Raw genomic sequence first — 22,108 nt, 5'->3', positions numbered from 1 at the left:
GCCGCACATTGCGGGGAGATGTGCGCCCGGTGAGAAGTTAGTGACGCGTGCATGACACGACAAGGTTTATTGCAGAACGATCTCGTACAATGGGGAACGCAGAAGGGGAGTAGCTCTTCGCCGGACCGTCGACATACTGCTCAGCTCGTCTGAGCCGGCGCCCGGAGGCGGACCCGTCACAGGGTCGGCCAGCGAGACCTTCGGCAAGCAGTGCACATCCGTGCCCCACGGCAGGGATGACATGTGTGCTGCCGTGCCGAGGTGTCTTTTTTTTCCTGAAGTGTCAGGACTCTCGGCGGGGCGGCCCCCGACCGATTGAGGAACCTTGATCAGCATCACCGTGACGGCGCTCGTCTTCGGCGTCGTCTTCCTGGCCGAGCTGCCGGACAAGACCGCGCTCGCCGGCCTCGTCCTCGGCACCCGCTACCGCGCCTCGTACGTCTTCGCCGGGGTCGCCGCCGCCTTCGCGCTGCATGTCGCGCTGGCCGTCGCGGCGGGCAGCGTGCTGACCCTGCTCCCGCAGCAGCTCGTGCACGCGCTGACCGGTGTCCTGTTCCTGGGCGGCGCGGCGGTGCTGCTGCTGAAGAAGGACGAGGCCGAGGAGGAGGTCCGGCGGCCGGAGAACCAGTCCTTCTGGAAGGTCGCGGGCGCGGGCTTCATGCTGATCCTCGTCGCCGAGTTCGGCGATCTCACCCAGATCATGACGGCGAACCTCGCCGCCCGCTACGACGATCCGCTCTCGGTCGGACTGGGCGCCGTGCTGGCGCTGTGGGCGGTGGCCGGACTCGGCATCATCGGCGGAAAGGCGCTGATGAAGCGGGTGCCGCTGAAGCTGATCACGCAGATCGCGGCGCTGCTGATGCTGGCGCTCGGGGTGTGGAGCCTGTGGGAGGCGATCGCCGGCTGAGGCCGGGGGCCGAGCTGAACGGCGGGTGAACGCTCGCCGGCACCTCGTGGCCGGGGTGGCGGTGGACCCCGATTGTTTTGTACCGTAGAGAAACAAAGTGGCTCCCGCTCGTTTTCCCTGACCGGCGGGCGGGGCCGCCTTGTCTCTTCCTACCTGGAGCTGCTGATGCCGGTCCTGACCGCCCGCGCCCTCCTGCTCGACATGGACGGCACCCTCGTGAACTCCGACGCCGTCGTGGAGCGGGTCTGGCGGCGCTGGGCCGACGCGCACGGGCTCGACGGGGAGGAGGTCATGAAGGTCGTCCACGGCCGCCAGGGGTACGCCTCGATGGCCGTGCTGCTGCCCAGCCGGCCCGTGCACCTGAACCACGCGGACAACGCGCGGATGCTGGCGGAGGAGACCGCCGACATGGACGGCGTCGTGCCGGTGCCCGGCGCGCCGGAGTTCCTCGCCTCCCTGCGGGGCGTCCCGCACGCGCTGGTCACCTCGGCGGACGTGCCCCTGTCGACGGCCCGGATGGCCGCGGCCGGACTGGGCCTCCCGGACGTGCGCGTCACCGCGGAGTCGGTCGGCGCGAGCAAGCCGGACCCCGAGGGCTTCCTGAAGGGCGCGGCCGAGCTGGGGATCGCCCCGGCCGAATGTGTGGTGTTCGAGGACTCCGGGGCGGGCATCGCGGCCGGCCGGGCCGCCGGGATGCGGGTCGTGGGAGTGGGACCACGGGCTGCCGCGCACGGACCCGACGTGGTGGTCCGTGATCTGCGGCAGGTGCGGGTGGAAGCGGATGGGTCCGGCGTGCGGATTCACGTGGCGTGAGGCGCCGCGGGGCTGCGGTTCTGGTTCTGCCGTCCTGTGCTTCCGGGCTGCGGGCTGCGGGCCGGCTCGGGTGGAGTCGTGATCCCGTGGCTCCGGGCTCCGGGTCCGCTCGGGTGGAGGCGGCGGAGTCCGGGGTGCGGATCCTTGTGGCGTGAGCGCCGGGGGAGCTGTCGTGCCGTGGTGTCCGGGTGTCGCGGGGCTGTGGGGGCTGTGGGTTCGGGCTCCCGGGGGCTAAGGCTCCGTCGTCTCCGACTCCAGGCGGGTCCGGGTCAGGGCCCCGTAGACGCCCATGCCGTCCTCCGTCGTGCCGCGTGACCACTGGTAGTTGCGCAGGGCGTCCTCGACCTCGCTGGTGAACGTGCCGTCGGCCTCGCCGTTGTAGAGGAACAGCTGGCGCAGCCGCAGCTGGAGTTCGGTCACCTCGGCGCCCTTGTCGCCGCGCCGCAGGACGACCGCCTCGCCGGAGTCGTCGTCGTTGTCCGCCCCGTTGCCGGGCGCCAGGGAGCCGGTCACGCGGGCGGTCGGCGTGGCCTGCCCGGCGTCGGCGGACGGGGACGCCGAGGGTGAGGCGCTCGACTCCGACGCGGACGGCGACGGACTCTCGCTCTCGGAGGGCGACGGCGAGGCCTCGGAGGCCGACGGGGACGCGGAGCGACTCGGCGAGGCCGATGCCGAGGCGGCGCTGGTCGAGGCGTCCGGCACGGCCGCCCGTACGTCCTCGGGGGTGGCCCCGTCCCGCGTCGGCTTCTCGTAGGTGAACAGCCCGGAGGCGAATCCGGCCGCCGCCACCACGGCCACGACGGCCGCGGTCGTCGCGATCAGCAGCGTGCGGCGACGGCGCGGGCGGTGCGGTTCCTCGTCGTCGTGGTGTACGGCGCCGACGTCCGTCGCCTCGAACAGGTTCAGGTCGGTCGTGCTGGGCTCGGAGGCGGTCGACGCCAGGGGGGTGGGCAGCGCCGTCGTCATGTCCGGCGCCGGCCCGGCGGGGTGCACGGTGCGCAGGGGCATCGTCGCGTCTGCCGGAACGCCCGGAACGCCCGGAACGCCCTGCACGCCCGGAACGGTCGGCAGCGGCATGGTCACGTCGGCCGCGCCGGCGGGACCCTTCGCCCCGCCCTCGGGCTCGCTCCCGAACGCGCCCGCGGGCTCGCCCCCGGCCTCGGTTCCCAGCTCGACGTAGGGCCGTATCCGCAACGGATCGAAGTCCTCCGCGGCGGCCGCCTCCGTCGTGCGCGTGTCGCGCTGGGCCTCGGAGGCGCGCCGGGCGCAGGCGCAGGACGGGGTGTTGTCGAGCGCGCGCAGCGCTCCGCACTCCGGGCACGGCAGCCCCTGCTGCCCCGAATGCCCCTGGTGCCCCTGGTGCCCCGTCGGATCGATCACGTGTTCGTCCCTCCCCATTCAAACTCCAGAGATTATGCAGATCCTTCACATGCCCCGCCGCCCGCGACCCCCGGAATGTCGTATTCCGTCAAGGCGCAAGAGGACTACAAGAGGCCATAACGGGTCACACCGATCACGATGGAGGGGGTCACCAGAGCCTCAGGAGGCATCCATGGTCTTGGACGCGCACAGCAGGGCGGCGGATCCGCGTGCGGAACACGTGTCCGGAAACGTTCTCGTCTCCATCGGCGCCCTCCTGCTCGGCATGCTGCTCGCCGCCCTGGACCAGACGATCGTGTCGACCGCCCTGCCCACGATCGTCAGCGAGCTCGGTGGTATGGAGCACCTGTCGTGGGTGGTCACCGCGTACCTGCTGGCGTCGACGGCCGCGACCCCGCTGTGGGGCAAACTCGGTGACCTGTACGGGCGCAAGAGGCTCTTCCAGACCGCGATCGTCATCTTCCTGATCGGTTCGGCGCTGTGCGGAATGGCGCAAAACATGCCGCAGCTGATCGCCTTCCGCGCGCTCCAGGGCCTGGGCGGCGGCGGCCTGATGGTGCTGTCGATGGCGATCGTCGGCGACCTCGTCCCGCCGCGCGACCGCGGCCGCTACCAGGGCCTGTTCGGCGCGGTGTTCGGCGCCACTAGCGTCCTCGGCCCGCTGCTGGGTGGCCTGTTCACCGAGCATCTGAGCTGGCGCTGGGTGTTCTACGTCAACCTGCCCGTCGGCGTGGTCGCCCTCGCCGTCATCGCGACCGTCCTGCGCATCCCGCGCAAGTCGACGAAGCACGTCATCGACTACCTCGGCACCTTCCTCATCGCCGCGGTCGCCACCTGCCTGGTCCTGGTGGCCTCGCTCGGCGGCACCACCTGGGACTGGGCCTCGCCGCAGATCGTCGGCCTGGCGGTGCTGGGCGTGCTCCTGGCCGTGGCGTTCGTGGCCGTGGAACGGCGGGCGGCCGAACCGGTGCTCCCGCTGAAACTGTTCCGCATCCGCACCTTCACCCTCTCCGCGGTGATCAGCTTCATCGTCGGCTTCGCGATGTTCGGAGCGATGACGTACCTGCCGACCTTCCTCCAGGTGGTGCAGGGCGTGTCGCCGACCCTGTCCGGCGTGCACATGCTGCCGATGGTGGCGGGCCTGCTGCTGGCGTCCACCGTCTCCGGGCAGATCGTCAGCCGCACCGGCCGCTGGAAGGTGTTCCCGGTCGCCGGCACCGGCGTCACCACGCTCGGCCTGCTCCTCCTGCACCGGCTCGACGAGCACAGCTCCACGGGCGCGATGAGCGCCTGCTTCTTCGTGTTCGGTCTCGGCCTCGGCCTGGTCATGCAGGTGCTGGTGCTGATCGTGCAGAACGCCGTCGCGTACGAGGACCTCGGCGTCGCCACCTCCGGCGCGACCTTCTTCCGCTCGATCGGCGCCTCCTTCGGCGTCGCGATCTTCGGCACGATCTTCTCGGGCCGCCTCGGCGACAAGCTCACGGACGCCTTCCTGGGCGTGCAACTCCCGTCCGGGGTCTCGGTGGACGGGCTCGAGTCCGACCCGCGCGGCATCGCCGAACTGCCGTCGACCCTGCGACCGCAGGCCCTGGACGCGTACGCGTCCGCCATCACCGACGTCTTCCTGTACGCCGCCCCCGTCGCCCTCGTCGGCTTCGTCCTGGCGTGGTTCCTCAAGGAGGACCCGCTGCGCGGCTCGGTCACCGCTCCCGACGTGACGGAGACCCTCGCCAGCAACCCGGTGGAACGGTCCTCGTACGACGAGGTGTGCCGGGCGCTGTCCGTCCTCGGCACCCGCGAGGGCCGCCGCGAGATCTACCGGAAGATCACCGCGCGGGCCGGCTACGACCTCCTCCCGGCGGCGAGCTGGCTGCTGCTGCGGATCAAGCGGTACGGCAGGGTCGAGCCGAGCGTGCTCGCCGAGCACAGCACGGTCCCGCTGCCGGTGGTCATCGAGGCCGTCCGTCAGATGGAGGGGCGCGGGCTCGCCGTACGCGAGGGACTCGACATGATGCTGACCGACGAGGGGCGCGTGGTCGCCGACCGGCTCGCGCAGGTCCGCGAGGAGTCGCTGGCCGAGCTGCTCGGCGACTGGTGGGGGCCGGACCGGCCCACCGACCTCGTCCAGCTGGTGAAGGAGCTGAACGACGAGCTGTGTGGCTCGGACCGGGAACGGCCGTACGGCGGGCGGGTGGTGCCCGACCACCGGCTCACCTGAGGTCCTGGCCGAGCGACTTGCCGAACCAGTGGTCGGCGTACGGGTCCGCGTTGTGCGGCTCGGTCTCGGTGTAGCCCAGCCGGGCGTACAGGGCACGGGCCTCGACGAGGTCGCCGCGGGTGTCGAGGATCATCCGGCCGGCGCCGAGCGCGCGGGCGGCGTCCTCGGCGCCCCGGACGAGGAGCGCGGCTCCGCCCCGGCCGCGCAGCTCCGCCCGGACGAACACCCGGGTGAGCTCGGCGGTGCCGGCGTCCCGTAGCCGCACGCCCGCGGTGCCGGCCGGCTCACCGCTGTACCGCCCGACGAGCAACCGTCCGCCGGGCGGGGCGAGTTCGGCGCCGGTACGGGCGGCGATCTCCCGCTCCAGCTCGACCGGGTCGGTCCTGCGCCCCTCGTGCAGCAGGTAGTAGCGGTCGCTGACCTCGGTGTAGTACGCCCGCCAGAGGGCGCGGGCGACCGGGGCGTCGAAGGGTTCGGCGGTGATGGTCCAGGTCGGCGACGTCGTCATGCGGACATTGTCCGAAGGTGGCCCGGCGGCCCCGCAACCGAATTTGCGGCGGCACCTTCGTCGGCACCTTCGTCCCGGGAACTGCGCAGGCCGTTTGGGAGGGGCAGTCCGGGCAACCCGATGCGTGAACCGGCCCGTGGGGCCGACACACCGGAAGGCAAGGCATGTCCACAGGAGTGATCATCGCTCTGATCGTGATCGTGGCGGCCATCGTCGCCGTCGCGGCCGTTCTGGCCGTGCGGGCCCGCGGGTCGCACGGCGGACACGGTCTGAAGCGTCGCTTCGGGCCCGAGTACGACCGTGCCGTGGCCCGGCACGACGGGGACGTCAAGGCCGCCGAGCGCGAGCTCGACGCCCTCGTGGAGCGGCACGGCGGGCTGCGCGAGCGCCCGCTGGAACCCGCGGAGCGTGAGAGGTTCGAGGCCCGCTGGACGGCCGCGCAGGAGCGGTTCGTCGACTCGCCCCAGCAGGCGGTCACCGAGGCCGACCGCCTGCTCGCGGAAGTGGCGGGCGCCCGGGGCTTCCCGGACGGCGACCAGTACGAGGAGCAGCTCGCCGCACTCTCCGTCCACCACGCGGATCATGTCCACGGCTACCGACGCGTCCACCGTGTGGCACGGGTACGCGTCAACGGCGTCGGCACGCACGACGCGAGCGCGACCGGCACGTCCGGCGCACCCGGCACGGAGGACATGCGGGCCGCCATGGTCGAGGCGCGCGCCCTCTTCGACGACCTGGTCGGCGAGGCCTCCCACGACGCCGGCCGCCGTCGCCCGCAGGAGCGCGTGAGCCAGAACGGCTCCCGCTCCGGCCACCACCTGCCGCGGGGCTTCCACCGTCACCAGGCGAAGGAGAGCTGACCGCCATGCCCGACCTGACACCGAACAAGACGCCCGAAACGACGCGTGACACGACGCGTGACACGGACGCGATCCCGGGCGGGGCTCCGGAGAACCGCCGACCGGCGGCCGACCGAGCCCGCGCGGCGAAGCCCGGCGACACCGCACGGGCCGCCGAAACCGTACGGCCCGGCGAGGCCGCACAGACCGGCGGGGCCGCACGCACCGGCGAGACGGCACGCACCGGTGAAGCCGTACGGCCCGGCGAGGCCGCACAGACCGGCGGGGCCGCACGCACCGGCGAGACGGCACGCACCGGTGAAGCCGTACGGCCCGGCGAAGCCGCAGCACGGACCGGTGAGGCTGCCTCGCCGGGTGCGGCCGCTCTGCCGGGTGAGGCCGTCCTGCCGGGGGAGAGGGGACGGACGTCGGCGGAGCCGCGCGGTACGACAGCCGTGGAGGAGCCGACGCCGTTCGGCTCCGACAACGGTGCCGGCGGAGCGGCGCGCGGCCGGGCGGCCGGCGCCGGCCGGGACGCGGGCCCGCTCAGCGCCTCCGGCGAAGGGGCGTCGCCCCGGCACCGGGACACGGGCGCGGTGGACACCGCCACGGGCCGTGAACCGACGACAGCCGCCGCCCTGCACGGCGGTCACGGCATGTTCCTCCTGCCGGACGACGAGTGCGACCGGATCGCCTCCCGCATGCGGCACGCGGTCGTCGGGTTCGTCGACGGCCCGCGCGACGCCGTCGCGGAGGCCGACCAGGTGCTGGAGGAACTCGCCGCGCAGTTCACGGACGCCGTGGACCGGCGACGCCGTACCCTGCGCGGGGCCTGGCAGTCGGGAGAGGGCGGCAAGGACCGCTCCGCGGCGGCCGCGGCGGCCACCGACACCGAACAGCTCCGGCTGGCCCTGCGCGACTACCGCGAACTGACCGAGCGGCTGCTACACCTCTGAGCCCTCGGCCCCTTCGGCGCCTTCTGTCCCTGCGGCCCTTGCGGCCGACCCACCTGCCGTCGCCCGGCGCTCCCGCCACTCTCGTACGACCGTTTCGACGTCGTACGGCTTCATGCCCAGCGGGGGGCCGGGCGGCGGCTTGAACATCATCTCGCGCAGTTTGACGTTGACGTCCGTGATGATCTTCCGGACGAGGCGTTCCGAAGGCGCCGCGTACGCCGCCGCGAGCGCGTCCTCCGCCTCCTTGCGCAAAGCGAGCGTCGGTGGCAGGACGGAGAGGCCCTCACGGGCCATCTTGCGCTTGATCCACCAGAGTTCGTCGTACGTGGTGTCCGCACCCGTCGGCAACGGCTTTCCCGCGCCTGCCAGTTGGGCGAACTCGCCGCGTCGCTCCGCGTCACGGATCTGCTTGTCGACCCAGGACTCGAACGGGACACCCGGTGGCTTTCGCTCGGTCATGCGTCCATTGTGCCGGACGCGGTGGGGCCGGGCGATTTATCATGCGGCCGCTGTACAAGCACACTTAGGACCCAGGACGCCGACAGGCATGTCAAAGACACCGCAAGGGGAGCGCACGTGCTCGAACTCACCATGGCCACCGTCTCCGGGACGGAAGAGGGCGCCACGGCCGGCATGCTGATGGCCGACTCGCCCAGCGACCCGGGTGCCGTGCTCCGGGTGGGCCGGGACAAGTCCGTGTGCCGCCTCGCGACCCCCGACGACTGGCTGTTCGTCTCCCGGGTGCACCTGGAGTTCCTGTGCGGCCCCGAGGGCACCTGGCAGGTCTCGTGGCTGCGCGGCTCGCAGGACGAGCCGTCCTCCGAGGTGCGGCTGGTGAGCGGCCAGTACGCCCAGCCGCTCGCCTACGGCGGGACCATGCCGCTGGCGCGCGGCGGCTCCGGCGAGATCATCGTCCTCGACCGCACCGGGCCGCGCAGCGTCAACGTGGGCTTCTATCACGAGGCGTGACAGCCTCCGGGGGAGGGCGGTGCGGCCGGGGTCTGTCCGCCGGGCAGGCCTAGGCCAGCACGCGCGCCAGCGCGAAGCCGTCGTAGCCCTTCGCCCCCACCGTCTGGATGGCCGTGCCGCTCAGTCTCGGGTGCGAGCCGATCAGTTCGATCGCGGCGCGGGTGCCGACCACGTCTCCCGCGTCGCTGTCCGCGTCCGCGACCCGGCCGCCCCGTACGACGTTGTCGACGACGATCAGGCTGCCCACGCTCGTGAGCCTCAGCGCCCACTCCAGGTAGCGGGCGTTGTTGACCTTGTCGGCGTCGATGAAGACGAGGTCGAACGGCGGCGGGTTCTCGTCGGCCAGCAGCGGCAGCGACTCCAGGGCCGCCCCGACCCGCACCTCGACCAGCTTGTCGAGGCCCGCGCGGGCGATGTTGCGGGTGGCGACCTCCGCGTGCCGGGGGTCGTACTCCAGCGAGATCAGCCGGCCGTCGGCCGGGAGCGCGCGGGCCAGCCAGATCGTGCTGTAACCGCCGAGCGTGCCGATCTCCAGGACCGTACGGGCCCCCTGGATCTCGGCGAGCAGCTGGAGCAGCTTGCCCTGGTTCGCCGTGACGTTGACGTGCGGCAGCTCGGCGGCCTCGCTGTCGCGCAGCGCGGCCGTCGTCACCTCGTCGTCCGGGGCGAGATGGTCGGTGAAGTAGGCGTCGACGGCGTCCCAGGCCTGCGACTCGCTCATGCGCTCTGCCTCTCGTATACCTGACATATCCGGCGGTATGTCTAGTCAGGAATGCTAAGTCGAGCCCCACGGATCTCCGGCCGGGGCTTTCAGCCGTTCGGGGCAGGGGGCCCGGCGGGAGGCGCGAAAGAGCCGGAAGGCGCCGTACGGGGCGCGGGGGGCGTGGGCGGCGTGGGGCGTGCGGAAGGCATGGGGGGCATCCGGGGCGGCGCGGTCGGTTTCGGCGGAGTGGGGGGATGGGCGGGAGGAGCGGCCGGGGCGGGCGGTCGCGCGGGCCGCGGGGGAGTGCGGCGGAGGGACGGCGGCCGCGGGGGCACGGGCGGCACGGGAGGCGCAGTGGGCGCCGAGGACACACCGGTAGGCGCGGACGATGCGGTGCGGCCGCCGGCAGCCGTCCCCGCTACCCCCGCAGCCCCTGGCCCTGCCGCCGACCCCGGCGCTGCCGCCCTTGGCGCCCCCGACGACCCCGGTGCCGCACCCGGCCCCGGTACCGCTGACCCCGGTGCTGCCGACGACCCCGGCGCCGGTACCGCCGAGCCCGGCCCCGCCGCCGACCCCGGTGCCGCACCCGGCCCCGGTACCGACGACCCCGGCGGTACCGACGACCCCGGCCCTGCCGCCGACCCTGGTGCCGCACCCGGCCCCGGTACCGCCGACCCGGGCATCGTCCTCCGCCCCTGTACCGCCGAGCCCGGTACCGTACCCGGCCCCCGTACCGCCGGGCTCGGTACCGGCGTCGGCGTCGGCGTCGGTCCGGTTTCGGTGGTGGGGGTCGGCTGGAAGCCCGAGGCGTGGCGGGGGCGGGGCATGGTCGCCCGGCGGGCCCGGCCCCAGCGGACCCCCAGCACGACCGCGACCGTGTTCAGGACGGCCAGTCCGCCGACGACCGTCAGCAACCACACCGGGATCCCGGCCAGCGCGAGCAGCCGGTCCTCGTAGATCACCTGCCGGTACGCGGCGTCCGTCGCCGCCCGGCGCAGCTCATGGTCCCCGGAGATCTCCGAAGGCCGCGGGAACTCCTGGGCGACGGCCGTCAGGAACGGCGTGCCCTTCGCCAGCTCGGCCAGCGGCCCCGTCGCCTTGCCGAGCGGCCCGGCGAACGTCACCCGGGGCCGTTCGCCGCCGATCGGCGAGGCCGGCTCCATGCGGTGGGCGGCGAGGACGTACAGGCCGAGCGACTGCGGGACGGCCGCCAGCCGGGACAGCCGCATCGGGTAGACGAGGGTGTCGGCGGCGAACGTGAGGTGCAGCGGCTCGAGCTCGCCGCGCAGCTCGGTCCCGGTGCTCTCGGGGGTGAGCCGGACCGCCACGTACTCCCAGCGCCGGTCGACGTACGGCTGGAGCGCGGTCTCGAGGCGGCCCGGGAGGGTGAAGTCGTTGGCGCGCAGCCAGTCGTCGAGGTCGGCCGGGTCGGTGGCGGTGAGCCGGGCCACGTCGAACGGGCCGAGCCGCTCGCGTCCGATCACGCCGACGCCGGGCCCCGCCCCGGGCGGCGGCGGGCCCGCAGTGTCGCCGCCCGTGGTCAGCGGCCAGTCGCCGTCCTGCGGCCAGAAGTGGTGGCGGGTGCGGTGCACGGGGGCCGTGGCCGCGGCCAGCTGGTCGAACAGCTCCGGATCGCCGAGTTCGACCGTCGCCCGATGCGGCACGGGCATGATCCAGGCGGCCCGGTCGGCGTCCCCGTCGACCGTCAGCCGCATCACGATCTGTTCCTGCGCGCCGTCCCAGCGCACGACGGAGACCTCCCGGCCGACCACGACCTGCCGCTGGTCACCGGGGAGCAGCGCACCGCAGCCGCAGGCGTAGGCCGGCGCGACGAGCGAACCGAGCTGGATCGCCAGCAGAGCCAGCAGTACGGCCGTGATCCGCCCGCGCAACCGATTCCGCCGCGCCTGCCGTCCCCGCAGGAAACCGACCATGCCTCGTATCCCCTCCAGCACTCTCCGTACCCGCCAGCGCGCATTGTGGTGGCAACGACGGTACGGCTGAAGCCACTGTTCCGTTCGAGGCCTGATCCAAATCCCGCCCCTCGGCAGCCCCTTGACCGTCCCAGGTCCCGCCCCGTGTCCCGTCTCGTATCCCGGCCCGTGGAAACGGTCGCGCCCCGGGACCACTATCGTCTTCCGGACAAAAGGAGAGCGGACGTCAGGTGAAGTGGGGGTGGCCTGCGTCTCTGTCCGGGGGCGGTGCGAGCCTCATAGGGTGCGATAGGAAACTTCGCGCACGGGACGTGGGACGAACGCGGCGGGAGGCCGGCGAGGCGTGGCGAATGCGGAGCACAGCGGGCGGCCGACGGAGGCTTTCGGGCCGACGGCGGCCGACACGGCGAGGGCACGTCTGCGCGCGGCCCGCCTCGGCCTCTGGCTGCTGGCGGCGGTCCTCGCCGTACGCCAGGTGGCCGTCGTCCTCGGCACGCCGCGCGGAGAACGGCTGACGGACCTGGAGACCTGGGTCGGACCGAACGGCGTGCTGCACGTCAACGGTTCGCTCTACGACTCCACGCGCTTCACGGGCACCCCCTTCGGCGGGCTCGTCCTCAAGCCCCTCACCCGGGCGGCCGAACAGGCCCTGGGCTGGGGCTGGACCTTCGGCACCCTGCTGCTGGTCGCCGCCCTCGGCCTGGTCGTGGCGCGTGCGCTGCCCCACCCGGTCAGCAGACGGACGGCGCTGCTCGCCGCGCCCGTCGCGATCAGCCTGCTGATGCTGTCGCTGCCGGTGCGCAACACGCTCTGGCTCGGCCAGACCAGCATCATCCCGGTCCTGCTGGTCCTGCTCGGCTGCTTCGTCGTACGGGACTGGCGGGCGGCCGGCGCCCTGATCGGCCTGGCGGCGGCCCTCCAGCCCACGGTCCTGCTCTTCGCCGCGCTGCTGTGGTTCACCGGCCGCCGCCGCGCCGCGGCCGCCACCGGCGCCTCGTTCGCCGCGGTCACCGCGCTCGCCTGGGCGGCGATGCCGCACGACTCGTACACCTACTGGGTGCACCACATGGCGGGCGTCGGACTCGGCGGCGAGGCCGACGCGCTCGCCAATCAGTCCCTGCACGGCGCCCTGCTCCGCCTCGGTCTCTCCGGCCCGCTGGAGATCGGCTTGTTCCTGTCGCTCGGCGCGGCCGTCGCCGTGCTGGGCGTCCGCCGGGCGGTCCGCTACGCCGGTGACGGCCAGCTGCTGCTGGCGGTGGCCCTCACGGGCTGCGCGGCGATCGTCGTCTCGCCCACGACCTGGCAGCACCAGCTGCTGTGGGTCCTGCTGGCGGTGGTGGGGCGGGTCGGCAAGCGCGCCTCCGACCGGTATGTGTGGCCGGTGGCGGTGATCCTCGTGATGACCCTCCCGGCGAAGATGATGCTGCCGAACATGGCGGCCCTGTACCCCCTGCGCGACAACGCGGTGCTGCTGGCGGCGATCGCGGCGGCCACGGTCGTCCCGTTCCTGCCGCGCACGTCCCCGTACTACCGCGCGCCCATCCCGACGGAGTACGCGCGTCCGGTCCCCACGCGCTGGAAGCACGTACCGCTGCTTCCCTTCCTGAAGCGGGTCCTGACCCGCCCGAACCTCCTCCTCGAGCTGCTGCTGATCCGCGTGACGTACGCCGCGTACCAGCAGGTCCGGCTGGGCGCGACCGGCGGCACGAACACCGGCGGACGGGCCCGCGCGGAGGCCCACGGCCACCAGATCCTCGACATCGAGCGGTTCCTGCACATCGACATCGAGCACTGGGCCAACCACACGGTGGTGAAGGTCGGGTGGCTGCGGGACTTCTTCGACTTCTATTACGAATCCTTCCACTTCGTGGTGCCCCTGTCGGTCCTCGCCCTCCTGTACTGGCGCCGCCCGGTCGACTACCGCTGGGCCCGCGCCTCCCTGGGCTTCGCGACCCTGCTGGCCCTGGTCGGCTTCTGGCTCTACCCGCTGGCCCCGCCCCGTCTGATGCCGAACCTGGGCGTCATCGACACGGTCCACGGCGTCCAGGACTTCTCCAAGCCGGACTACGGGACGCTGACGGCCCTGACGAACCAGTACGCGGCGATGCCGTCGCTGCACTTCGGCTGGTCGCTGTGGTGCGGGCTGGTCATCGCGATCGTCGCCCCGAAGTGGTGGATGAAGGCACTGGGCCTGCTGCACCCGTTCTTCACGGTGTCGGCGATCGTGGCGACCGGCAACCACTGGGTGCTGGACGCGGCCGGCGGCGCGCTGGTGGTGGGCGGCGGCTTCGGCCTGTCGTACCTGTTCATGGGACCGCGGGCGCGGTTCGCCACGGCGACGGCGGTGACGGCGAGGGCCGTCGAGCCCGCGGTGCCCGAGGTGCATGAGAAGGACCCGGCACCGAGCTGATCACTCTTGGGGCCCAGGCGCGACCGGCGCAGTGGGACCGACAGCGGCTGGAGACGGGGAGACCGTGACTGATCGCGACTGGGACGACGACAGTGACTACCGCGAGGCGGTCCAGCGGGCCGAACGCGCGGAACGGGCCGGGTGGATGGCGATCGCCGGCACGACAGGGCTGCTCGGCCTCGTGCTGATCGTCCTGACCGTTCTCTGCGTACTCGCGGTCATCGCGGGCCTCTTCGTTGTGATGGCCATCAATTAGAGGGTCCTCCGGAGGGTCGCCCAGAGGGTCCTCATCGGTGGGAAGAACCCCGCGCCGAACTGATCACTCCGGCGCGCTTCTCGCGGTCAGCCGCTCCTGGAGTCGCGCGTGCCGGAACTGGTAGACGGGGCCCGTCGCCCGCAGCAGGTTGCGGCGGCGGGCGTCCTCCAGGAAGTGCATCAACCGTACGGGGGTGCCCTCCTCGAAGTGGAGCTGTACGGCGGTGAGGGTGGTGGTGACGGCGAGGTTGCCGACGAGGACCGAGGTGGCGCCGGTCCACAGGGCGGCCGTCAGCGCGAACATCGCTCCGAGGAGCGGGTACTGCGCCCAGGCGATGATCGGGCCGATGTACAGGGCGAGGGCGAATCCGGTCAGCAGCCCCAGGAAGAGCCGCAGCCCTATGTGGTGCCTCCATACGTCCACCGGGCCCACTGACCGGGTGTCCACCACCTGGGGCCGGGCGAACTCCTCCCGCACCTTGTCGTAGCTACGGCCCGAGCCGGCGGAGAGGAACGGGGTGCCGGAGAGGATCTTGTGTCCTCGGCCTGTCACCAGCAGCTCTGAGAAGCCGATGGGCAGCGTCACCAGGTACAGCAGCCAGATCGGCGGGCCGGGGTCGATGACCAGCGGCAGCAGGAGGCAGAGCCCGGTACCCACGAAAAGCCACTGCCTGATGCCGGACCGGACCGTCTCCGGGGTGAAGATGTCGCGCCAGCCGGCACTCGACAACGGCTGCGGCTCGCTGAACTCCGCGACCCGGCGGGCGACGCCGTAGCCGCCCGCGATCGCCGCGAGGACATCGATCACGTTTATCAGCGGAGTCGCGTGCAGACTCCAGGCCATGACCACGCCGGGCGGCCCGCACACGACCGTGCAGACGATCCATACGGCGATCAGACGCGGCCGGTGGTCCGTCCAGCCGGAAATGTGCCACCAGCGCAGATCGCGGGCACCCTCCTGGGTGAGCCGGGCGGCGAGGTACCGGAGCGTGCGTTCGGCCGTCCTGGCGGAGTAGCGCGGGCGGGGGTGTCCGGGGCGCCGGGTGTAGGCGGCGACGACCGCGTGATCGAGGAGGTGGTTCTCGACGGCTGCCGGGGTGGGAAAGCGCGCGGTGTCGAGCAGTTCGTCGACCGGGTCGTCGTCGCCGTAGACGTCGCGGAGCAGGGCGATGGCGAGCGGTCCGGCCAGGGCGCCGGCGAGTGGTCCGGTCTCCGTGAGCAGCCGCCCGGTGACCTCCTGCCAAGCGGGGGAGGGGACGGAGGGCAGCCGGTTCAGCAGATACCCGGCGGCGTCGGCGGGCCGGACCGGCTGGATCTCCACCGCGAGAGCACCGCCCAGCCGCGCCTTCCTCGCGGTGAGCACGGCCTCCTTGGCCCGCGAGACGAGCACCAGCCGGAACGGCGCCGTCTCCAGTGCGCTGACCATGGCCCCGCGCAGCTTGCCGGTGACCTCGTCGAGGCCGTCGAGGAAGAGGGAGATGCGTCCTTGTTCGAGCAGTTGCCGGGCGCGGGCGCGTCCGCCTCTCCCGTGGAAGAGGGTGTACTCGCGGGTGAGCCGGTCGGCGGCCCAGTCGGTGGCGGTGTCCTCGCCGGGGTTCCACCCGTCGAGGGAGAGCAGCACGGGGACGGGCACGCGGGCCCGGTCCGCGGGTGCGGGCTGCGCGGCCCGATGGGCCAGCGCGTCGAGGAGCAGCAACACGGCGGCGGCGGTCTTGCCGGCGGCCGGCGCCCCGACGAGCAGCAGTCGGCCCGAGGCCAACCCGCCGTAGACGGCGTGCAGTTCGACCATCCCGCCGCCGTCACGGAGCTGTGCCTGGGTGGCCGGTCCGATCCCCGGCAGCGGCCCGAACCGCGCCCGCCCCGCTCCCTCCCCCGTCGCCCCGACGACCCGCCCCGCCACCTTCCGCTCACTCAACCGCCACCGCACGGGCAGCGGCGCGGGCTCGAGCAGCCGCCGCAGCCCGGCCTCCTCCTGCCACTGGGCGCCGACGACACGGGCGAGTTCGTCGGTGGTGTCGAGGGGGTCCACGGTGGTGGGGGCGCTGTGGGTGGTGATGTGGTGATGGATGTTCTGGATGTTCTGGTCACCGACCTGGAAGGCGGCGGACCCGTGGAAGGCATTACCGGAGACGGAGTTGCCGGAGACGGAGTCTCTGTCGCCGGACTCTCTGTCGCCGGTGTCCGACTCGGCACTGCCGGGGTCGGTCATCTGCCGGACCCGAAGTGGTTCTCCTGCCGGTTGTGATCGCCGGTCTGGACGGCGGTGGGCCCGTGAAAGGTGTTGCCGGTGACGGCGCCGCCCTTGGGCCCGTCACCGGTGCCGAACTCCTCCGTCAGCTGGACGAGTTGCTCGACGAGCCGATCCCGTTCCTCCTGGGCGAGGGACTCCAGCAGCGAGGCGAACTCCCCTTGCCACAACACCGCGTGCACCGCCCGCACCCGCTCCCGCTCACCCTCGTCGACGGCGCCGAGCACGGCCGCGGTCCGGTCGAGCCGGTCCAGCGCCTCACGCTCGGCGTCGGCGTCCCCCCGTCCGACGAGCCGAGCACACCGCACCCGGAACCAGGCCCAGCTGTCCGCCCCGGCCGACTGCACGACGGCCATCCCCCCACCGGCCGCAGCCGCGGTCAACGCCTCACCGAGCATTCCGGGTCCCCTCCCCGTGGTTACCTCTGGCGCCCTGCCTTGCCGGGTGCCGCCCTGCCCTGCCCGGTGCTGCATGGGGCTGCCTGGGGCAAAAGGTATGGTACAGAAGGGAGTTGGGACGGAAGGCGAGATTCGGATCATGGCTGGGAACGCTGTCAGGGGCCTCAAGCGGCGAAAGCCGTCCTTCTGGCTCGCGGTCTCGGTACTGGCGTGCGGCGGGACGTTCTTCACCTGGTTCTGGGGAGCGTTCTCCGGCGGCCTGGACGTACGTGAGACCTGCGTGCTGATCAAAGGCCAGGTCTACGACGGCAGCTACCGCACAGAGCACTGGCGCGAGCCGTCGCAGCTCTTCCCGCTGCACAACAAGTGCAACGCCTCCTACGACCTCGTTCCGTTCTGGATCAACCCCATGCTGGTCCTCCTGGCGTTGCTCGCGGTGGGGTGTCTGATCGCCGCCGTCGTCTCGGCAGTTGCCCGCTATCGGATGAGCCGCGGGCGATTGGCTGCGACGCGCTGAACGGGCGGCGTGCAGCTTGGGACCTGGCCGCACCTACCCGCTGACGGCGCCACCGCAAGGTCACCCGGGGCAGGCAACCTGTTCACCGGCGATCACAGATGATTGTTTTCAGCCAAGGGGCCGCATCGGTGACCATGCGGCGCATGGCTTGGGGTCGCTACCGGCGGAGCGCCTGGTGGCGCGCACCAACGCCCGCCCGGGATTGGCCTGGGTACTCGCGCCTTCGGCAGGCATTGCAAACAAGCCAATTGGGTTTCAAGGGGCGAATGCGCTAGGTGATAAATCCTTGACGCAATGTGAAAGGAAGGTTTTGAATGCGCTTACTTTTTTGAAGATCTTGTAACTCTGGGGGCGGAGTTCTGTGCGTTTCACGCGGGGTGGGGCAGGCACGGCCGGACGTCGTAGACGAGGCAGAAGCGGAAGACGCGGGGCAACGGGAGCGACGACTGCCGCTTTGGCCGTCCTGCTGGGAATGTCGGCGCTGCCCGCCCACCAGGCCGCAGCGTTTCCTTCGGAGGCGGATTCAACAGCCCTGACCTCGGCCGATCCTGTTGCCGATGGGTCGATGAGCGAGGAGGACAAGGCCCTCCAGGACGCCCAGACCTCCGGCCAACCCGCGGAACTGATCTCCGCGCGCACGGAGGCCAGCGACACCTGGGCGTTGCCGGACGGATCGTTCTCGGTGAAGCGGCACGGCACCGTGGTGCGCCTGTGGCGCGACGGCGCTTGGGTGGCCGCCGACCCGACCCTCGCCTTCGCGGCCGACAGGTCTGTGGTACCGAAGGCGACGTCGGTCTCGGTGAAGTTCTCCGGCGGCGGTACGGGACCGATGTTGACCGGCGTCAAGGACGGCCGCACCCTGTCCCTGGCCTGGCCCAAGGCCCTGCCCGCCCCGACACTCGACGCCAACGTGGCCACGTACGCCGAGGTCCTGCCCGGAGTCGACCTCCAGCTGAAGGCGGAGGTGGAAGGCTTCTCGCAACTGCTCGTGGTCAAGACCGCCGAAGCCGCCGACAACCCGGAGCTGGCCGCGCTGCGGTTCACGATGAGCACTGTGGGTCTGAACGTGGCCGAGGACGCCGACACCGGCATGCTCGCGGCCACGGATCAGGCGGGACAGACCGTTTTCACGAGTCCGGCCCCTTCGATGTGGGACTCCAGTGCCCCGGCCGCCCCCGCGCTGCGCACCATGGCGGCCACCGCAGACACCGCCGCCACGACCGAGGACGAAACCCCCGCATCCGGGAACGTCTTCGAACCCGGTGCCGGCGCGCAGGAAGCGCAGATGCAGACCGAGGTCACCGGTGACGCTCTCACGATCACCCCGGACCAGGAACTCCTGACCGGTACGGGGACGACCTACCCGGTGTACATCGACCCCAGTTGGGCGTGGGGGGAGTGGCAGCACTGGACCCGCGTCTACCAGGCCTACCCGAAGAACTCCTACTGGGACGCCAAGGGAGACGTACGCGTCGGCTACGAAGCGGAGACCGGCGGCCAGAACCGGATCTCCCGCTCCTTCTTCCAGCTCGATACAGGGGACGTCGTCGGCGCACAGGTCAAGAGCGCCACCTTCCGCGTACGCAACACCTGGTCCTGGTCCTGCCAAGCCCGTCCGGTGCAGCTGTACGAGGTCGGCGACATCTCCAAGAAGACCACCTGGGACAACCAGCCCGGCAAGATCGGCTCCGCGCTGGCCACGGTGAACGACTCCAAGGGGTGGAGCAAGGACTGCGCCGCCGGAAACCTCGAGTTCGACGCGACCAGCGCGGTCGCCAAAGCCGCCTCGAAGGGTGAGCCGAGCGTGACTCTCGGGCTCTACGCGAGCAACGAGGCGGACACCTTCGGCTGGAAGCGGTTCGACCCGAAGACCGCCACCCTCGAGATCAAGTACAACAACCCGCCCAAGACCCCCACCGGTCTTGGCACCAACCCACGAACCAGTTGCACCGCGGGCGGCACCATCGGCAACACCGCCGTCAGCGTCCACGCGAAGATCGACGACCCGGACGGCGGTAACCTCACCGCCCAGTTCCAGGTCTTCAAGACCGGCACGTCGGCCGCGGTTGTGGACACGTCCGTGCCCGCGCTCAAGGGCCAGGTCACCACGCTGATGCTGCCCGCCGCCAGTACGCCCACGGGCGAGTACACCTGGAAGGTGCGCGCCAAGGACCCGGACGGGGTCTACTCGGGCTGGAGCGCCACCTGCAAGTTCACCCTCGACCGCACCCGCCCGAGCCAACCACCCGTCATCACCTCACAGGGCAACACGTACCCGAACGGTGACCAGGGCTGGCCCGCGCAGACCGGCCCGGCCAGGTCCGAGGGCAAGTTCCTCCTGGCCCCCAACGGCGTCACGGACGTCGTCTCCTACCACTGGTGGACCGACAGCGACGCGGAGGTGCACGACACCCCCGCGAGCGCGCCCGAAGCCCTGGTCACGCCGCCTTCCTACGGTCCGCACTTGATCTACGCGTACAGCGTCGACGCGGCAGGCAACCGATCCGACACGGCCACCTACCTGTACTACGCCACCCGTTCCCAGGAGAGGGACGAGCCCGGTGACCTCAACGGTGACGGATTCAAGGACATCTGGAACACGGACACCAACGGCACGCTGCTCACGTACGCGGGCCAGGGCAACGGCCAGTTCTCCTCCGCCACGAACGGCGGCGGAGCGTTCCCCACGCAGCGGGTCGCGTTCAGCGGCGACTGGAGGCAGGACGGGTACAACGACCTCGTCTCACTGGAGAACGACGGAAGTGGTGGCAAGAACCAACTGCGCGTGTACGCCAACAACGGAACAGGGGTCATCGACCGAGACTCCGCTCTCTTGCTGAATGTCAGGTGCCCCGTCGCGACCACGAGCGGTAGGTGCAAGGGCGAGACGGACTGGACCGGCGACGACCACTGGTCCAACGCGGAGCAGATCGCCACAAGCGCTGACCTCAATGCCGATTCGAACCCGGACCTCCTGGTCAAGCAGGGCAAGTACCTCTGGGTCTATTACGGCAAACGCTCCATCACGTGGCTGGACATGGTCCGCCCCCATCCGGTGCTCGCCGGCGGAGCCGACTGGGACAAGTTCACCGTCGTCGTCCCCGGTGACCTCAACGCCGACACCATCCCCGATCTGCTTCTGCGCGACAACGCCACCGGCGACCTCTACCGCGCGTACGGCAAGGCCGACCCCAACGGCGTCCTCGACGCCGCGACGTGGGGCAACGCCGCGAGCCGCGTAAAGATCGTCACCGGAACCCTGCCCCAGAGTCTCTATCCCGTCATCGGCTCCTCCGGCGACCTCGGCACTGACGGTATCCCCGACCTCTGGGGCCGCAAGAACGACAACACCCTCGTCGGCTGGGCCGGACGCAAGACCGGCGGCGACTTCACGGGTATCGGCACCGGCTTCCTCATCGACGGAGCCAGCGGCGGCCAACGGATCACGGCAGGCACCACCCTCACCAGCGGCCAGACCCTCTCGTCGAACTCGGCCAAACTCACCATGCAGGCCGACGGCAACCTGGTCATCACCTCCAACGCCAACAAGGTCGTCTGGTCCAGCGGCACCGCCGGCAACAACGGAGCGACCGCACGTGTCCTCGCCAACGGCTACCCGGCGGTCTACTCCGCCGACGGCAGCACCGTGCTGTGGCGCCCCGATGCCGCGTCCGGCGCCACCGGCGAGGGATACGCGCTGCTCCAGGACCGCGGAAGCCTGGTCGTCTACAACGCCAAGGGCCAGTCACAGTGGACGAGCAACAGCTCTGTGCGAGGCGACGTCGACGGTGACGGCTACGGCGACATGCTCACCTGGCGTGAGTACGCCGACGGCAGCGACAAGATCCACACGCTCTCGGGCACGTCCGACGGTTCCATCAAGGCACCACACGACGCCTTCACCTTCAGCGGCTGGACCGAGAACAGCCTGAAGAAGGTGTCCGGTGACTTCAACGGTGACGGGCACATGGACGTCGCCGCCATGTACTACTACCCGGACAAGTCCACCAAGCTGTGGACACTGCTCGGCCAGTCCGACGGCACCTTCCGCTCGCCGTTCGTGTCCTGGGGAGCCAACCCGGGCAAGTGGGGCTTCGCCAACGCCACCCTTCAGGCCGGCGACTTCAACGGCGACGGCCGCGACGACATCGCCGCCTGGTACGCCTCACCCGACGGCAGCGACACCCTCTACACCTTCACCGCAAATGTGCAGGGTGGCTTCAACAATCTTTTCCCCAGCTGGACCGGCACATGGAATCGCAGCATCATGAAGCTGACGACCGGTGACTTCAACGGCGACGGACGGGACGACATCGCCGCACTCGCCGACGCTCCGGACACCGCGGTGAGGTTCTGGCAATTCCAGGGCGAGCCCAACGGCGGTTTCAAAGCGCCTGTCCAGGCTTTCTACAACGCGAACTGGGGCGACTGGAGCCGCACCGGCTTCTATGCCGGTGACTTCAACGGCGACGGGCTGGATGACGTCGCCACCTGGTACGACTATCCCGACGCCAGCGACAAGATCCACACATACGTCAGCCTCTCCACGGGCAACAGCACGTTCGCCGCCCCCAAGGAAGCCTTCAGCGCGGACTCGGGCAAGCTGAACTACCAGAAGATGAAGAGCACTTCCGGTGACTACAGCGGCGACGGACGTGATGACCTGGGCGCCATGCACGACATGGGCGACGGCACGGTGAAGATGCTCACCTACCTGGGCCGGTCCGACAGCACGATGGCAGGCGTTGCCAGTTGGGTCGGTACGTGGGACTGGGTCAACACCTCCGTCATCATGCGCAACACCCCCTGAGTGGGCCTGAGGCTGGAATCGGTGGCTGTTCCACCGGTTCCGGCCTCGCTGCCGACGAGCGCTCGAAGCAGCGCATTCGCGGCTGATCACTTCGCTGTTGTCCTGAAGATCTGTTTACCGTCATGAGGGGTGGGGCGTGAGCCGGTACGGCGCGCGTAGATGGGGCGGCCTTATTTCCGCTGCCCTCATACTGGGGCTGCTTCCCGCAAACAGCGTGGCAGCAATACCGTCCAGCAAGGGAGT

17 protein-coding genes are annotated in these 22,108 nt (G+C 71.2%); 10 read left to right on the top strand and 7 right to left on the bottom strand.

Annotated features, from left to right (window positions below):
* The first annotated feature begins 325 nt into the window (after positions 1-325).
* Together G9272_RS14470 and G9272_RS14465 are read left to right on the top strand one after the other, a co-directional pair.
* Positions 326-907, top strand: a complete 582-nt coding sequence (locus G9272_RS14470; RefSeq protein WP_171396970.1) for a TMEM165/GDT1 family protein — start codon at positions 326-328, stop codon at positions 905-907.
* Positions 908-1,072: 165 nt separating this feature from the next.
* Positions 1,073-1,720 carry an HAD-IA family hydrolase gene (locus G9272_RS14465; RefSeq protein ID WP_171396969.1) on the top strand — a complete coding sequence of 216 codons (648 nt, stop codon included), beginning with the start codon at positions 1,073-1,075 and terminating at the stop codon, positions 1,718-1,720.
* A 231-nt stretch (positions 1,721-1,951) separates the two neighbouring features.
* On the opposite strand, the gene G9272_RS14460 is transcribed toward G9272_RS14465, so the two are convergent.
* The gene (locus tag G9272_RS14460; RefSeq protein ID WP_253267797.1) at positions 1,952-3,100 is read right to left on the bottom strand and encodes a peptidoglycan-binding domain-containing protein; all 1,149 of its coding nucleotides are present in this window, start codon (positions 3,098-3,100) and stop codon (positions 1,952-1,954) included.
* Positions 3,101-3,272: 172 nt separating this feature from the next.
* Between G9272_RS14460 and G9272_RS14455 the strand changes: the two genes are divergently transcribed.
* Positions 3,273-5,318, top strand: coding sequence for an MDR family MFS transporter (locus G9272_RS14455; RefSeq protein ID WP_171396967.1), 2,046 nt, complete (start codon positions 3,273-3,275; stop codon positions 5,316-5,318).
* Here G9272_RS14455 and G9272_RS14450 read toward each other — a convergent pair.
* A complete protein-coding gene (locus tag G9272_RS14450; protein ID WP_171396966.1) occupies positions 5,311-5,826 on the bottom strand; it encodes a GNAT family N-acetyltransferase in 516 nt (171 codons plus the stop codon). The two genes, G9272_RS14455 and G9272_RS14450, sit on opposite strands and share 8 nt — an antisense overlap.
* Before the next feature lie 164 nt (positions 5,827-5,990).
* On the opposite strand from G9272_RS14450, the gene G9272_RS14445 reads away from it, so the two are divergent.
* Both G9272_RS14445 and G9272_RS46190 read left to right on the top strand, forming a co-directional pair.
* Entirely contained in the window at positions 5,991-6,686 is a 696-nt protein-coding gene (locus tag G9272_RS14445; RefSeq protein WP_171396965.1) for a hypothetical protein, read from the top strand.
* Positions 6,687-6,691: 5 nt separating this feature from the next.
* Positions 6,692-7,621 (top strand): hypothetical protein, encoded by a 930-nt coding sequence (locus tag G9272_RS46190; RefSeq protein ID WP_367398549.1) that lies wholly within the window; start codon positions 6,692-6,694, stop codon positions 7,619-7,621.
* Here the strand turns inward: G9272_RS46190 and G9272_RS14435 are convergent.
* Complete coding sequence (locus tag G9272_RS14435; protein ID WP_171396964.1) at positions 7,610-8,080, bottom strand: DUF1992 domain-containing protein; 471 nt, start codon at positions 8,078-8,080, stop codon at positions 7,610-7,612. The two genes, G9272_RS46190 and G9272_RS14435, sit on opposite strands and share 12 nt — an antisense overlap.
* Before the next feature lie 117 nt (positions 8,081-8,197).
* Between G9272_RS14435 and G9272_RS14430 the strand changes: the two genes are divergently transcribed.
* On the top strand, positions 8,198-8,590 hold the full coding sequence (locus tag G9272_RS14430) for a hypothetical protein (RefSeq protein ID WP_020126876.1): 393 nt from the start codon (positions 8,198-8,200) through the stop codon (positions 8,588-8,590).
* A gap of 49 nt (positions 8,591-8,639) precedes the next feature.
* On the opposite strand, the gene G9272_RS14425 is transcribed toward G9272_RS14430, so the two are convergent.
* Positions 8,640-9,311 carry an O-methyltransferase gene (locus tag G9272_RS14425; RefSeq protein WP_171396963.1) on the bottom strand — a complete coding sequence of 224 codons (672 nt, stop codon included), beginning with the start codon at positions 9,309-9,311 and terminating at the stop codon, positions 8,640-8,642.
* Between the two features lie 89 nt (positions 9,312-9,400).
* Positions 9,401-11,227 carry a DUF2330 domain-containing protein gene (locus G9272_RS46185; RefSeq protein WP_171396962.1) on the bottom strand — a complete coding sequence of 609 codons (1,827 nt, stop codon included), beginning with the start codon at positions 11,225-11,227 and terminating at the stop codon, positions 9,401-9,403.
* Positions 11,228-11,570: 343 nt separating this feature from the next.
* Here G9272_RS46185 and G9272_RS14415 point away from each other — a divergent pair, with 343 nt between their 5' ends.
* Both G9272_RS14415 and G9272_RS14410 read left to right on the top strand, forming a co-directional pair.
* The gene (locus tag G9272_RS14415) at positions 11,571-13,637 is read left to right on the top strand and encodes a bifunctional glycosyltransferase 87/phosphatase PAP2 family protein (protein ID WP_171396961.1); all 2,067 of its coding nucleotides are present in this window, start codon (positions 11,571-11,573) and stop codon (positions 13,635-13,637) included.
* 64 nt (positions 13,638-13,701) lie between these two features.
* A complete protein-coding gene (locus tag G9272_RS14410; protein WP_171396960.1) occupies positions 13,702-13,893 on the top strand; it encodes a hypothetical protein in 192 nt (63 codons plus the stop codon).
* Between the two features lie 63 nt (positions 13,894-13,956).
* On the opposite strand, the gene G9272_RS14405 is transcribed toward G9272_RS14410, so the two are convergent.
* Together G9272_RS14405 and G9272_RS14400 are read right to left on the bottom strand one after the other, a co-directional pair.
* Positions 13,957-16,101, bottom strand: coding sequence for a hypothetical protein (locus G9272_RS14405; RefSeq protein WP_171394567.1), 2,145 nt, complete (start codon positions 16,099-16,101; stop codon positions 13,957-13,959).
* The gene (locus G9272_RS14400) at positions 16,098-16,496 is read right to left on the bottom strand and encodes a hypothetical protein (protein WP_171396959.1); all 399 of its coding nucleotides are present in this window, start codon (positions 16,494-16,496) and stop codon (positions 16,098-16,100) included. Before G9272_RS14400 ends, G9272_RS14405 begins: the two co-directional genes overlap by 4 nt.
* Positions 16,497-16,677: 181 nt before the next feature.
* On the opposite strand from G9272_RS14400, the gene G9272_RS14395 reads away from it, so the two are divergent.
* On the top strand, positions 16,678-17,055 hold the full coding sequence (locus G9272_RS14395; protein WP_171396958.1) for a hypothetical protein: 378 nt from the start codon (positions 16,678-16,680) through the stop codon (positions 17,053-17,055).
* Positions 17,056-17,620: 565 nt separating this feature from the next.
* Positions 17,621-21,865: an FG-GAP-like repeat-containing protein gene (locus G9272_RS14390; protein ID WP_171396957.1), complete on the top strand. Its 4,245-nt coding sequence runs from the start codon at positions 17,621-17,623 to the stop codon at positions 21,863-21,865.
* The last annotated feature ends 243 nt before the right edge of the window (positions 21,866-22,108 follow it).

The sequence above is a fragment of the Streptomyces asoensis genome (genome assembly GCF_013085465.1).
GTDB classification, from domain to species: Bacteria; Actinomycetota; Actinomycetes; order Streptomycetales; family Streptomycetaceae; genus Streptomyces; species Streptomyces cacaoi_A.
Note: the sequence above shows the minus strand (reverse complement) of the source record. Positions and strands in the feature narration are given on the sequence as shown.